At 62.5% G+C, this 13738-nt stretch carries 11 protein-coding genes; 6 read left to right on the top strand and 5 right to left on the bottom strand.

The window, feature by feature from the left end:
• Positions 1 to 2 precede the first annotated feature (2 nt).
• Together CRI93_RS08010 and CRI93_RS08005 are read right to left on the bottom strand one after the other, a co-directional pair.
• Positions 3 to 2522 (bottom strand): penicillin acylase family protein, encoded by a 2520-nt coding sequence (locus CRI93_RS08010; protein WP_098062102.1) that lies wholly within the window; start codon positions 2520 to 2522, stop codon positions 3 to 5.
• Positions 2519 to 3364, bottom strand: a complete 846-nt coding sequence (locus CRI93_RS08005) for a ParA family protein (RefSeq protein WP_098062101.1) — start codon at positions 3362 to 3364, stop codon at positions 2519 to 2521. Before CRI93_RS08005 ends, CRI93_RS08010 begins: the two co-directional genes overlap by 4 nt.
• Before the next feature lie 204 nt (positions 3365 to 3568).
• Between CRI93_RS08005 and lnt the strand changes: the two genes are divergently transcribed.
• From lnt to CRI93_RS07990, 3 genes are read left to right on the top strand one after another with little or no spacing between them, the layout of a single operon-like run.
• Positions 3569 to 5101: an apolipoprotein N-acyltransferase gene (lnt, locus tag CRI93_RS08000; protein WP_098062100.1), complete on the top strand. Its 1533-nt coding sequence runs from the start codon at positions 3569 to 3571 to the stop codon at positions 5099 to 5101.
• A 17-nt stretch (positions 5102 to 5118) separates the two neighbouring features.
• Positions 5119 to 5730, top strand: coding sequence for a Maf family protein (locus tag CRI93_RS07995; protein WP_098062099.1), 612 nt, complete (start codon positions 5119 to 5121; stop codon positions 5728 to 5730).
• A complete protein-coding gene (locus tag CRI93_RS07990) occupies positions 5727 to 6476 on the top strand; it encodes a type 1 glutamine amidotransferase (RefSeq protein WP_098062098.1) in 750 nt (249 codons plus the stop codon). Before CRI93_RS07995 ends, CRI93_RS07990 begins: the two co-directional genes overlap by 4 nt.
• Before the next feature lie 24 nt (positions 6477 to 6500).
• Here CRI93_RS07990 and folB read toward each other — a convergent pair whose 3' ends face one another.
• The 3 genes from folB to CRI93_RS07975 form a co-directional block, all read right to left on the bottom strand.
• The gene (folB, locus tag CRI93_RS07985) at positions 6501 to 6863 is read right to left on the bottom strand and encodes a dihydroneopterin aldolase (protein WP_098062153.1); all 363 of its coding nucleotides are present in this window, start codon (positions 6861 to 6863) and stop codon (positions 6501 to 6503) included.
• Between the two features lie 84 nt (positions 6864 to 6947).
• A complete protein-coding gene (locus CRI93_RS07980) occupies positions 6948 to 7880 on the bottom strand; it encodes a PfkB family carbohydrate kinase (RefSeq protein WP_098062097.1) in 933 nt (310 codons plus the stop codon).
• A 120-nt stretch (positions 7881 to 8000) separates the two neighbouring features.
• Positions 8001 to 8369, bottom strand: a complete 369-nt coding sequence (locus CRI93_RS07975; RefSeq protein ID WP_098062096.1) for a hypothetical protein — start codon at positions 8367 to 8369, stop codon at positions 8001 to 8003.
• A gap of 204 nt (positions 8370 to 8573) precedes the next feature.
• Here CRI93_RS07975 and CRI93_RS07970 point away from each other — a divergent pair, with 204 nt between their 5' ends.
• The 3 genes from CRI93_RS07970 to CRI93_RS07960 all read left to right on the top strand — a co-directional run bounded on the left by CRI93_RS07970 (position 8574) and on the right by CRI93_RS07960 (position 13731).
• Positions 8574 to 11546, top strand: coding sequence for a tetratricopeptide repeat protein (locus tag CRI93_RS07970; protein ID WP_098062095.1), 2973 nt, complete (start codon positions 8574 to 8576; stop codon positions 11544 to 11546).
• 121 nt (positions 11547 to 11667) lie between these two features.
• Positions 11668 to 13296, top strand: coding sequence for a TonB-dependent receptor (locus tag CRI93_RS07965; RefSeq protein WP_141491623.1), 1629 nt, complete (start codon positions 11668 to 11670; stop codon positions 13294 to 13296).
• A gap of 216 nt (positions 13297 to 13512) precedes the next feature.
• Positions 13513 to 13731: an HU family DNA-binding protein gene (locus CRI93_RS07960; RefSeq protein ID WP_098062093.1), complete on the top strand. Its 219-nt coding sequence runs from the start codon at positions 13513 to 13515 to the stop codon at positions 13729 to 13731.
• The last annotated feature ends 7 nt before the right edge of the window (positions 13732 to 13738 follow it).

The raw sequence follows: 13738 nt of genomic DNA, 5'->3' as shown, positions 1-13738 counted from the left end.
AGCTACGGGTGGAGCTCAAACCGACTTGTAACGCGGTGGGCCTCAATATCGGCAGGCTGCTCAGGGCGCGCCTGTACGTAATAGGCGCCCTCCAGGTACGGATCCACAAACATATCGTAGTGCGTAGGCGCAAACGGGTGCTCCCGCTGCCCGCCCGGGTACACGACATGCGCCTCGGGGCGCGGCCCCGAAAAGTCAATCACCGCTCGCTGGCTGGCGGTATGGGTAACGCGTAGCCCGGGCGCTTGCAGGAGCGTGGAGGCAAATCCTGGAAACGGATACGGGCCTCGGCCCAACGCTTCGAACGGCCCTGCCGGAAGCAGAAATCCCATCTCTACCTGATGATGATCGCCCCATCTCCAGGACTCCGGCGTCCATCCGTAACGCGTAGCCAGCGTGTCGGCAGTGGCGTTCAGAGCATCGCGGAGCACATCGGGGCCGGCTTCGGTGGGGTCGGTGGCGGTGCGGTCGAACCAGGGGGATGCGGGGGCTTCTTCCAACTGCTGAATAAGCACCGCATCTTCAGGACGCGGCACATCGGTGAATGCTTCTTCATCCCACACCAGATCGCGCAGGGTGCGCAGCCAGGTATGCATGATGAGCGGCTCGGGACGGTCGACCGTCGCGTGCCCACTCCAGTCCAAGAGCCAACGGCGTACCTGCTGTCCGCGGTCGGTAAGCGTGGTCGTATCTACCGCTGCAATGAATGGCGCAAACGCGGCTCGCTCTTGCACATACACGTCGGTCTGATACGCCTTCATGTCGTTGAGGCTGTGCGTTGGCGTCTGGCGAAGCAGCGTGTCCAGGCGCACCGAGCGATAGCCATCGCCCCAGTCGTGGCCTACGTAGTGCGGATACGACGGCTCAACCGGCACCTGATTGGCGGATCCAACCACGCCGCGTTCGGGATTGATAACATGGGGCATCTCATCGTGGGGCACCCAGCCGGTCCAGGCGTGCGCGTCGGTATTGCCGGGAAGGAGCCCGGCACTGGAGGCGGCATTGCGCATAGGAAGCCGCCCTGCCATGCGCATCCCGATGGACCCGTCCGCATCCGCCATAGCGATGTTCTGCATCGGGGCTGTCCAGTCGGCCAGGGCCCGGTCGACCTCGTGGACCGAGGTGGCGCGGTTCATTTTCCAGAGTGCGTGCAGCGTGGTGTTGTCGTGATGGGCCACCCATTGCAGCGCCACCGCCTGGGTGTCGGGCACCGACGCGGGCGTCTCGTTCAGCAGCGGCCCCCAGTGGCTGATGCGCAGCGTATCGAGCACGGGCGTGTTGTCTTGCATGTAGAGCGTGTCAACCTGCAGTTCCAGGTCGCGCCACTCGTCGTTATGGCGATACCGCGTGCGCTCCTCGTTGACTGTAATGGCGTAGTGGTCCACAACATCCGCTCCGGCGTTCGTGAGCCCCCACGCTACGTGGTCGTTAGTGCCTTGCACAATGACCGGCGCTCCTGGAATGGTGAGTCCTGAGATGTGCGTGGTCGGCGTATGCAGGTGCACCTCGTACCAGATGGGCGGCAGCGACAGCCCCAGGTGCATGTCGTTCGCCAGCAGCGCACCGCCTGTAGCACTGCGCTCTGGGGCCACGGCCCAGTTGTTCGATCCTTTGCCAAAGCGATATCCTTCCAACACGCTCCCCTGCAATGCCCGATGCGCAGTATGATGCGCTTCCAAAATGGTTCGCGCATGGTGCTGCGTCGTCGCGTCTACGCTTGCTTGGTCTGTGCGGGATGTGAGTCGGGAGGTGGCAGTGCGGTGCGTCGCCTCGGCGGGACCCTCTGGATACATCGTGGCGTATTGCCCCGGCGGATGGCTGAGATAGAGCGTATCATATTCGCTGGGCGCCAAACGCTCGTGAAGCACGTCGTAAACCGGGGCGTCGCTGCGGTAGGTGAGGTCGTACGTCATGTACTGCAGCAGGCGCAGCCCGTCGATGGGGGCGCGACGGCTGGGCGCAGCGTCAAGCACGCGGTACGCGAGCGGACGCTCGTGGGGTGCCAGTTCGTCAATGTAGGCATTGGCTCCGGTGCTGTACCATTGCAGCGCATCCCACTCCGTGCCCTTTGCCTCCCGAATGCGCTCCATATTCTGCTGGGCTCCCCACTCCATGCCCGTGGCACGCAGAAAGCGGTCGCTCTCGGCCATGTCGGGACCGAGTAGTTCTGACAGTTTTCCTTGCGCCACGCGCGAGGTAAAGTCCATTTGGAAGAGCCGGTCTTGCGCCACGGCATAGCCCATGGCAATAACCGCATCACGATCGCTCTGGGCGTAGATGTGCGGAACGCCGCGTTCATCGCGCACCACAGTTACGCTATCGCGCAGGGCAGGCAGCCTCAGCGTATGCGATCCACCTGGCGCGGGAGCGGTGCGGGCGGTGTGCCAAAGTCCACGTGCCGGATCTACAAACCGCTCGATGGGGGGCAGCCCGCCCCACGGTGTCGTGAGCCCTACGTACAATCCAATAAGAACGGCCAGAGCAAGCCCGGCGTGAACAGCAGCACGGCGACGCGTACTCATGAGAGCGAGGGGGTTTCGGGGGGCGATGTGGACGAAACCAGCTGGCCGTTCGAGGGTGTGGTAGCGTTTCCCTCTTCGTATGCCTCAACGCGGCGCAACAGATCGTCGGTGGCGTTGGCATAGTTGCGAGCGCCCTTTGACTGCGGATCGGTGTCGAATACCGTTTCGCCGTCTTCGGAGGCTTCAGTGAGCGAGGTGCTCGTGCGAATAATGGTGTCGAGCACGCGGTGTGTATATTTCTTCCGCATGTAGCTCCGGTAGGCGCTGTGCAAGCGCTTACGCTCATCGACCTGCGTAAAGAGAAACATTGAGGGGTGAAGTTCAGGATTGAGGCGCTTGCGCACCATCGCTACGGTCTGATAGGTCTGCTCGGCGCCTACGACCGACTGGTACTCGGGCAGTACCGGAATGACGGCATACTGGCTGGCCACCAAGGCATTTAGACTGTAAACGGTAACGGCCGCGGCCGTATCGAAGAGCACGGTGTCGTAAGCGGCTTCGTCGGCCTTACGTTCAATGGCTTCACGAATCCACAGCACGTCGGTCGGCTTGTTCAGGTCGCGCATCTCGCGGGTAAGCCGGTTCGACGACGGCAGCAGATCGAACCCGTTCATTTCCACGGTGTCGCAGTCCCATAAGCTGGCATCGGGATCGAAGAGTGAAAGGGCGGTATCGGAGCATGTGTCGGGATTAACGCCCATGGTGCGCGTTAGAAACCCCTGCGGATCGAGGTCAATCACCAGCGTACGGTGGCCCGAAAGCCCCATCGCCGCAGCGATGTGAATGACCGTTGTGGTCTTTCCAGTGCCTCCTTTATGGTTGCATATGGTAAATACACGCATGAACGGTGCCGTGTCTGCAGAAGAATCAGTTGTAAAGTAGCCGTAGAGATGGCGCCTGTCAAATCATTTTATTGATTTGTTGATACGATTTCTCTAAAGCCATGTCGATTCTGGCATCCTGCGTCTGCCAACGCTTGCCGCAGCCTTATACGCATCAGGCCGTTGGCGCTTCGCATCGTACCCTCGTTGTTGCTCCCTGTCCCGATGTCACGTTCGCTTGTGTACACGTATGCCGCAGCCCTCGTTAGTGCCAGCGCATGGGGATTCGCGTTGGGGTACGGCATATGGTCGCTTGGATGGATCGCGTTTCTACCGCTGTGGGGGGTGTGGATCTACCGCCCGGTGCCACTCCATGCGGTACTCAAGCACACCACCGGTCCCTCGTTACTTGTCTATGCGGGAGCGTTTCTCCTTGCATACCCGTGGGTTGGTGCCCACGCTACCGATGCAGGGATCCAGGCGGGCATCTCGGCGCTGGTCATATTGGCTCTCCTCTACAGCTTGCCGCTCATGGCCGGGGCACAGGTTGCCCTCCGTGGTCGGCGCGGCACAGGTGTGGCGGTCTGGGTCGGCGGGTGGATGCTCGTGGACCTCCTCCTCCAGTATGGATCGTGGGCGTTTCCGTGGGCGCTCGGGGCGCATGCTATCGTCGACAGCCCCGGCACCTACACGCTCATCCGATTCGGCGGTCCGGTAGCAGGCACCGCAGCAATTGGCGGCCTGCACGCAGGACTCTTGGCGGTGCTGCAGATGACTACACTGGAATCTGTGGGGAAGCAAAGCGTGCGTGCCGGAGTCGCTGGGCTCGTTGTGGTGCTCCTTGGCCTGCTCGTCGTATCGTATGGCACCTCTTCGTCCTCGTCAACATCAGCCCCGGTACCGCCTGCACATGCCTGGGCCGTGCAGCCGGATGTAGCGCCTACGACCTGGGCCAACGCCGATGACCCAATGCGCAAGGCCCGCTTGCTTGCCCTCACACAGACCGCGCTCGACACGACATCGGCCCCGCCTTCCCTCATTGTGTGGCCGGAAACCGCTCTGCATCCGGCCGACACCACCGGTATGCAAGCGGCCGTAGACCGCTGGGGCGTAGCGGTGCTTACCGGCGCCGTGCTGCCTGCTGGGGATCCGCAACAGACGTCGCAGACGAACTCAGCGCTGCTGTATCGCCCCCACCGCACGATGCAACGCTACGACAAGCACCACCTGGTCCCGTTTGCCGAGGCCGTGCCCGGAGCCCGGGGCTGGCAAGCGCTGCGTCGCTTTGCATTGGCTGCGTCTAACGAGCGGGCGTACGTGCCGGGTCCGGGGCCGGTCACGTTCTCGCACAGCGATTTTTCGTTTGTGCCGCTGATCTGCTTCGAGAGTCTGGCCGCGCCGCTCCTGGCCCGGCTGGATACGGATCTCCCTCCAACCCATGCGCTCATTACCCTCGGACAAACCGGATGGTGGCGGCGTGCGCTCCCTGCGCAGCAACACGTACAGTACAGTCGCCTGCGTGCCATGGAGACGGGGCGCCCACTGCTTGTGGCCTCAGTCAGTGGGCCCACCACGCTCGTGGCACCGTCGGGAGCAGCCACCGTGCTGGCGCCTTTTGGAGAAGCCACTGTCGCGTCGGTCCGCTGGCCCGCTCCGCATCCCCCCGGCTGGTACATGCGCACAGCCCCATACACCGACATTGCATGGACCGCGATTGCCCTGCTGCTCGTAAGCGTGCCGCTTCGTTGGTTGTCTTGACCCGCCCCCCCGTGCCGATGCCGCCCTTGCTTGAGTTTCACGCGCCACTTATTTTAGCCTCGCAGTCGCCGCGGCGGAAGGCGCTGCTCGAACAGGTGGAGTGGCCCTTTACCGTGCAGGCCAGCCCGGCCGAGGAGCACCTGCCGCCCAATGCTACACCGGCCGAAGCCGTGCGGGCCGTTGCGCATCAGAAAGCTACACCAGTGGCAACCGAACATCCTGAAGCCCTCACGCTGGCCGCTGATACGATTGTGGTTTTTGAGGGAGAGATTCAGGGCAAGCCGGCCTCGCCCAATGCTGCTCGTGCGCTACTCCAGCGCATGCAAGACCGCAGCCACCACGTGCTCACCGGCATGGCGTTACACCATCCCACAACCAACCAGCGCGTGGCCACCGTTACGCGCACGACCGTGTTCATGGCGCCGCTCTCCAATACCGAGATCGACGCATACGTGCGCTCGAAACTGCCCATGGACAAGGCCGGCAGCTATGGCATCCAAGACGCGATCGCTTCGCTGTTTGTGCATCGCCTACACGGCGACTACTACAACGTGATGGGGCTGCCGCTGCGCACGCTCTATGCCACCCTTCGCACCCGCTTTGCTGACCTTGTTTCCCTCCCCAAATGAACGACTCGCCCTCGTCATCGCCCCTTGACTCGGTCAAGGTCCTGCTGCTGCAGGCACGTACCTCGGCCCAGATGGAGCGCCAGGAGCGCCTCTGCTTTCTGGAGCGCGCCCGCCTGCGCTCCGATCAGCTTGCGGCGCTGAGCGTACTGCGTGACCCGCTCCCGCCCCGTTTGCTCGACAGGGTGGATGCCGTGTTTATTGGAGGCGCTGGCGAATACTCGGCCTACGACGACTTTCCGTGGATGCCGGGCCTGCTCGACTTCGTGCGCCACATTGCCGATACGCAGCGTCCGCTGTTTGGCTCGTGCTGGGGCCACCAGGTCATGGCGCGTGCCTTTGGTGGACGCGTGGTTCACGACTCGGAACGCTCCGAACTGGGCTGCCGCAGCGTGTCTCTCACCGAATCAGGTGCAAGCGATCCCCTGTTTGGCACCCTTCCCGAGACGTTCAAAGCCAACATGGGCCACCATGACCGCGTGACCAAGCTACCAGATGGTGCCATCGAGCTGGCACACAACGAGCAGCCCAACCAGGCCTTTCGGATGCGCGACTGGCCCTGCTACGGCACGCAGTTTCACAGCGAGTTGGATGCAGAGCGTGAGCGCGAGCGCCTCATCGAGTACCGCGATTACTACCGCGATGACCTGCCCAGCGACAAGGACTTCCAGGCGGTCCTCAACAACCTGACTGAAACCCCCGAGGTCGATGACCTCTTGCATCGCTTCCTGAAGATGTACGCGACATAGCCTCCCACTGGCTCACGCGGCAGACTACGGCTCGTGGCGCAGCGTGACTTCTGAACGGTCGGCGAGACCGCCTACGGGCGGACCGATCTTGCGCACGGTTACCTCAACCGCATCGAGCGCGGGGTAGGCCGCAGCTACCTCCTGCACGATCAGCCCGGCCAGCCGCTCAATGAGCGCGTACTCGTGCTCGGTGACCTGGGCCTTCACAATGTCGTAGATTGCCTCGTAGTTGATGGTGTCGTGCAGGTCGTCGGAGGCAACGGCATCAGCCAGATCCAGGTCGGCCTCTACGTCAACTTCGTAGCGTCCGCCCAGGTGGTTTTCCTCCTCCATCACGCCGTGGTGACCGTAGAAGACCGCGTTGATAAGCCGAACGGTTCCATGCATAGCGTGCTGCGGTGTATCCAAAAGAGATGGTATTGCAGATAAATACAGGGGGATGCAGCGCCCTTCGCCTCCCCCTGTACCATTTTACGCGGCCTGAAGCGGTGCCAGCTTGGGAATGGCCGCCAGCTCGCGGAAGGCACGGGCCCGCTCCACAATAAGCTCGCGGTTCAAGTGATACAGCCGCTCCGGCCCAAAGCGCTCCACTACAAATGAGGCCATGGCACTGCCGTAGATGATACCCCGGCGCAGATCATCGGCCCCGTAGCGTCCGACTTGCGCCAGATGCCCGGCGAGTCCGCCCGCAAACGTATCGCCCGCCCCTGTGGGGTCTTCGATCGCCTCCAGCGGATAGGCGGGGGCGCTGAACACCGTGTCGCCGTTAAAGAGAAGCGCCCCGTGCTCGCCCTTTTTGATGATAAGCGTCTCCGGCCCCATGTCGCGGATGATGTCGGCGGCCTGCACCAGATTCGGCTCATTGGCCAGCTCGCGTGCCTCCGAGTCGTTGATAACGAGGCAATCCACGCGCTGTAGCGTTTCGCGGAGGCTGTCAGGGGTGTGCTCGATCCAGTAGTTCATCGTATCGCAGAGCACGTACTCCGGGTCGTCGACCTGGTCGAGGACGTGGCGCTGCACGGCAGGATCGAGGTTGCCCAGGCACACGATCTGGCTGGAGCGGTAGTCCTCGGGCAGCGTCGGCTCAAAGTCGACGAGCACGTTGAGCTGCGTGTCGAGCGTGTCGCGTTCGTTGAGGTCGTAGTGGTAGCGGCCCTTCCAGTGGAAGGTATCGCCGCTCTCGTCCGTCTCCAGCCCGCGCAGGTCGATTCCGCTATCGCGAAAGCGCTGCACATAATCGTCAGGAAAGTCGCGTCCCACCACGCCCACCAGGCGTACGTCGGGGCAGAAGTAGCGGGCAGCAAGGGTGAGATATGAGGCACTGCCGCCCAGGACGCGGGGCGCGGTGCCAAACGGCGTTTCGATGGAGTCGAACGCAACGGTTCCTACAGCAAGTATACTCACAGATCGGCAAGTAAAAATGATCAGCGACGAACAGACCAACGTACCCAGCGGGCCCAACAATCGTTGAGCCCGCTGTTCGAATTCTACGCAAAGGAACGATCCATGTACAGAGCACGGGTGCTATCGCGACAGCACGCCCACAAACACACCGGCTGCAAAGGCGCCGAGCAGCGTAGCCGTCTGGCGCTCACGCACCCAGTCGCGTGCCATATCTACTGCAATGGAGGCCGGAATCGTAACCGTGCTCCAGTCATCACCCACCGACATAGGCGGCGCGCCAAACGGATCGCCTCCCGCCGATGGCCCTGCTGCCCCCCCCATCTGCCCTCCTGTAGGTGGAAACGGCCCCTCGAATCCCTCGGACGGCGAGGTGTCGAATGGCGAGTCGGGCGCGGGCCCGTTCGACGGGCGACCCGACGGCGGGTTGGGCGACGGGCTTGATGGCTCGTTACCAGACTCGTTGTCGGGAGCGTTCGGCGGCGTATCCATAGCAGTTTTTCGGAGACCGATGTGGTGTGTCTGCGTTATGCATTGTAGGTTGGAGTGTGTAGGGTAGGAAATGCCGGTAGCATTCGCAACTCTACGCGCTGCATGCGTAGGTTCAGGTGTAGGTTCGCATGTAGGATTCATGCTCGGCTGAGCCTGCCGTTTTTTTCGAGTGCTCGTTGTTAGATTCCTCATCAATCTCTGTCTATGCGTTGGTTTCGTTTCGTGTGTGTGGGATGCCTGGTGGCGCTGCTTGGTGCAGGAGCGCCTCAGAGCAACGCCCAGTCGCTGTCGTCCTCGGTGTCGTCCTTTGAGCGCGGACAGCAGCTCTTTGATCGCGGGCTGTATGCCACTGCTGCACACGACCTCTCCGACTTTCGGCATGCCCATCCACGCCACAGCGCCGCTCCCGAAGCCCTCTACCTGGAGATCCGCGCTATGCAGGCGCTCGACCGGACCGACGAGGCCATCCGGCTCACCAGCGTACTGCAGCGGGAGTACCCCGGGCACCCCGAGTCCAGCACGCTGCTGCTCTCGATTAGTGAAGACGCACTGGCCCGTGGCGACCGCGCCAGCGCCCGCACCTACCTGACGCGTCTGCGCGACCACAGCGATCCCGATGTGTCGGTGCCTGCCACCATGCTGCTGGCGCAAGAGGCGCATCGCGCTGGCGAGACCAGCAGTGCGCTAAGCGACTACATCGACATTGTGCGGTCGCATCCCGACCGCGATGAGGCGCCCGAGGCGGCGTATCAGGCCGGACGCCTGTACCTTGCGCGCGATCAGCACGAGAACGCGGTGCGGGCGCTGCGGCGCGTGGTCGAGCAATATCCGTCGTCACCCTACGCCCATGATGCTCGCGAGCCGCTTGCCCAGGCGCACATGGCCCTGGATCAGCCCGAACAGGCTGCGGCGGTGCTTGCAGGGGCGCCTGATCTGTCGGGGCGGGCCTACACGCTGCTCGGATTTGCTTATCTGGAGACCGAGCAGTGGACGCAGGCTAATCGGGCGTTCTCGCAGGCCCGGCAAAGCGGCGAGACCTCGCCCGTGCTGGCCTATGGCCTGGGGTGGACCGCGTATCACCAGAGCAATCACACACAGGCAGCAGAGTACTTTGCACACGCAGCCCGCGGCAATCATGCGTTAGCGCGCACCGCTCAGTTTGAGGCGGCGCGCAACTACCAACAGGCCGACCAGCTCGATGCGGCTCGCGAGGCTTATGCGGCATACGTGGACCGCGCCCCCTCAGCCAATCGAGCCGATGAGGCCCTCTTTGAGGTTGGACGTCTGTACTACCAGCGCGGTGCCTACAACGATGCCGGGCAGACGATGGAGCGCTTGCTGAGTTCGTATGCCGAGTCGGAGCAGGCCGGACAGGCGCACCTCGTGCTCGGTAATGTGGCGCTGCAACGCAACGACATGGACCGCGCTCTGGAGGCATTCGACGAAGCCAGCGCGCTTGGCGCAGCCCCCGATTCCATCCGCGACGCCATCGAGTTTCAGCAGGCCTGGTCGCTCTACGAAAGCCGCCAGTACCAAGAGGCTGCCGATGCGTTTATACGGGTGCATGAATCTGGTCGTCTCGACCAGCGCAACGAGGCGCTTTTCTGGGCCGGCGAAAGTCTGTTTCAGGGCGAAAACTATTCTTCGGCACGGGCCCGTCTGCAGCGCTACATTGAAGCCGCGCCCAGCGGTCCCTCGGCGCCTGCCGCGCGCTACACCGTCGCGTGGTCGTACTTTAAGCAAGAGCAGTTTGCTAACGCCGCTACCGCCTTTGAGCGCTTCCTGAATACCTACGATACCGACACTCGCATCCCCTACCGCGCCGATGCGCAGCTCCGCCTGGGCGACAGCTACTTTGCCCAGGGCCGCTACGACGATGCCCTCAGCGCCTACGACGCCGTTCGCGATACCGGACGCGACTACGCGCTCTTTCAGATGGGCGAAACCTACGCGCTGCAGGACCGCTTTGAGGAGGCGATTCAGTCGTTCGATACGCTGGTCGACACCTTTCCTGAAAGCCGATGGCATCCCGAAGCCCTCTACCGGCGCGGTGGGGTCTACTTTCAGGCGCAGGACTACGCTGCGGCCCGCGCCTCCTACGAGCAGCTTCTCGACACCTACCCCGACCATCCGCGCGTCCCCCGCACGCAGTATGGCATCGGAGACGCCTACTTCAACATGGGCGACTTAGAGGCTGCCGTCGATGCCTACCAGACGGTGCTCGAAGACTACCCCAACAGCAGCGTATTTGCGGATGCGGCATCCAGCATCCAATACGCATTTGTGGTGCAAGACAACCCCGACGGTGCCCAGGCGCTCATTGACGACATTGCAAACCGCATTGAGGACCCGGAGCGGAGCGATGCGCTGCGCTTCCGCATTGCCGAAGCCACGTACCAGAGCGGCGACACCGAAGCCGCCATGCAACAGCTACGACAGTTCGTTCGAATCGCCGAAACCGATGCGTATCTCCCCGAAGCATACTTTCTGCTCGGACGCGGCTATGCCGATCAGCAGCAGCGACAGGAAGCGCAGACCTTCTTTGGGCAGTTGATCGATTCGTATCCCGACCACCCGCGCGTACCCGAGGCCGCGCTCCGACTGGGCGAGCTGTACGAGCAGAACGAACGGTACAGTGAAGCGCTTAACGCCTTCATGCGTGCTGGCGACCACCCCGAAGCCCCCACCGACGTGGTGGCCCGCGCCCGCTACGGCGAGGCCATGGCGCTCCTTCAGCAGGGTCGCGCCGACGACGCCGAGCAGCTACTGCGCCAGATTGTGCGTACGCAGGACAGCGAGCGCCTTACCGCTTCTGCCCGCCTGGGTCTGGCCCGCATCGCCGAAGAGGACGGCGCGCTCGACGAGGCCCAACGCCTCTATCGCCAGGTGGTCGAGTCCGGGGCCGACGATGAAACCGAGGCCGAGGCGCGCTTTCGGCTGGGGCGCCTGCTGCGCCAGAGCGGTAACCCGAACCAGGCCATCACCGAACTGGAGCGTATCCCGGCCCTCTTCTCGGGCTATCCAAGCTGGATTGCGCGCAGCTATCTCGAACAAGCACGCGCCTACGAGCAGCTCGACCAAAACGGTGAAGCGCAGCGTCTGTACGACCGCGTCATTAATCGGTATGGCGATACGCCTTTTGCCGAAGAAGCCCGCGCGGCTCGCGACGCGCTGTAAGCTGTAAAACGCAGGCCGGTGATGCATGCCGCTGCCTCTCGTTGCTACTCCCTGACTTTGCGAACCCTGTTTACTTCCTATGATGCGTTTTGCTGTGCTTTCGTTGGCGCTTCTCCTTGCTATGCCTGGCCTGACTCAGGCCCAAGACCCCGGGTCAGACCCCACGCTTCCCGAGATTACGCCCCGCGAAATCGAGATTCGTGGCGAATACCGTGTGGTGTTTCCTTCGCTGGAACGGCCCACCCTACAAGAGCTCCAGCCGCGCACTCGCGTACAAGCACTGCCACTTGAAGGACTGCCTGCCGCTTCTCCCATTGGCTTTCGCATCGACGCTCTGCCGCCCCTTAATCTGGACCCGCCCGAGGCCAACTACGAAGACCGCTCGCCGCTGGCTCCCCTTCTTAACGGAATGAACGGCTCGCTCGAAGTGGCTGGTGGACGCTTTACCGAACGCCGCGCGGCTGCCGATGTGCAGCTGCCCATCTCTGCGCGTACGGACCTGCGCCTGCATGGCGACTACGAAGGGATGAACGGCGCTCAGCCTTTTGACCAGCGCGACGTACGTACCGCTTTTGAAACCGGCTCGGGTACGCTCGACCTGTCATATCGAGGCACATCGTGGCGCCTGGTATCCAACGTCGACGGTGCATACCGCCAGTACGATCTGTATGGCTTACAGGACGCTCCTGAACGCACCGTGGCTCGCATTGGCACCGAGCACACACTTCGGGTGTACGACGGGCTGCCGCTTACGTGGACCGTGGGATACGAGGGGCATGATCTGGAAACCAGAGCGTTTAGCTTCTCCACGCAACGCTTTCACAGCAACCTGGAGGCTACTGTCGGACTCTCGGCTATCGATCTACGCATCGAGGGCGCTGCCGAGTTAGCCGGACACCTGGGCAATGCCGCATTCTCGGGCGACAGCCGCTCGGGTACGCTCCATGGCATCGTTCGCCTCGTAGACCGCCCCGACTTACAGGTTGAAGGCGGCGCCAGCATCATAAGCATGACAACCAACCTGGCGCGTCCGGGCACGCCGAGCGGCCACACTTACGGCGCCCCGTATGCCCTTGTCGAGTGGCGTCCCGACACGCGATGGATGCTCTACGCCGAGCAGCGTCCGTCCCTTGCGCTGCACACGCCCATTGATCTTGCCGAAACCAATCCGTACCTGAGCGGGATTCCTGACCTGGGAGGTACAGCTCACACGCTCGATGCCACTGCAGGCGTACAATGGAGTGCAGGAACCGCACAGATTGATGCGCATGCCGGTGTTACACACAGCCCGACCCGCCGCTTCTTTGCGCAGGACAATACCAGTCTGTTCACCCTTCAGTATCTGGAAGCCACAACGTGGATGCTTGGTGCTGATGCCACCTTACAAGCCCTTACCCCTTGGTTTGGCACGGTGTCGCTGCAGTATACCGGCGGTAGCGTAGCCGAAGGCGACGGCCTTCCGCTCGTGGCCCGAACCACGGGCGAAGCTACCATGGGCTACCAGTTTTCCGAACGACAGGCCCGTTTGCAACTGCACCTGCGTGGCCAGAGCGCTCGCGATCTTTCATCTGCGGGCACGGCGACCGCGCCCGGGTTTGTCGCAGTTGGCGTTTCGGGGGATGTGCAGATCACACCCAACATTGAAATTACGGCGTACGTACAAGATATTGGATCGAACGACGCGACTGAGTGGCCCGGCTATCCGCAGCCAGTGGCCCGCGTAGGCGGAGGGCTGCGCCTCCTGTGGTAACCCTGCCTTGTAGAACCGTGTAGCCCTCTTGATTGCGACAGTACCCGTTGTCGCTTTGTGATCGCGATAACTGCTCAGTGCAGCGGATGCCCAGGCTGCTGACTTCATGCTGATTCGCACTGTATCCCCATAAACAGTGAGATTGCATTGAAGATGGTCGTCAAATGTGGTAAGCTACAGTGCCTCGTGTTCATCATACCCTAAGCCCCCCACAATATGGCCCGTCCGTCTCCGAAAGAAGTGCTTAAAGCTTTCTGTGCTGTAGTGCGCGATGAGCTCGCCAACGGCCACGACGTAGACCTACCCGGCCTGGGTACAATTCAGGTAGAGCACGACGCCAGCACGGTGCAAGGTCACGATGACGACGCTATGTGGTCGCCCCCAAAGCGTACAATTACCTTCGTTCCGCACGACGACTCATCCTCTCCTTCATAAATGCCTC

The organism is Longimonas halophila (assembly GCF_002554705.1).
In the GTDB taxonomy this organism is placed as follows: domain Bacteria; phylum Bacteroidota; class Rhodothermia; order Rhodothermales; family Salinibacteraceae; genus Longimonas; species Longimonas halophila.
Note: the sequence above shows the minus strand (reverse complement) of the source record. Positions and strands in the feature narration are given on the sequence as shown.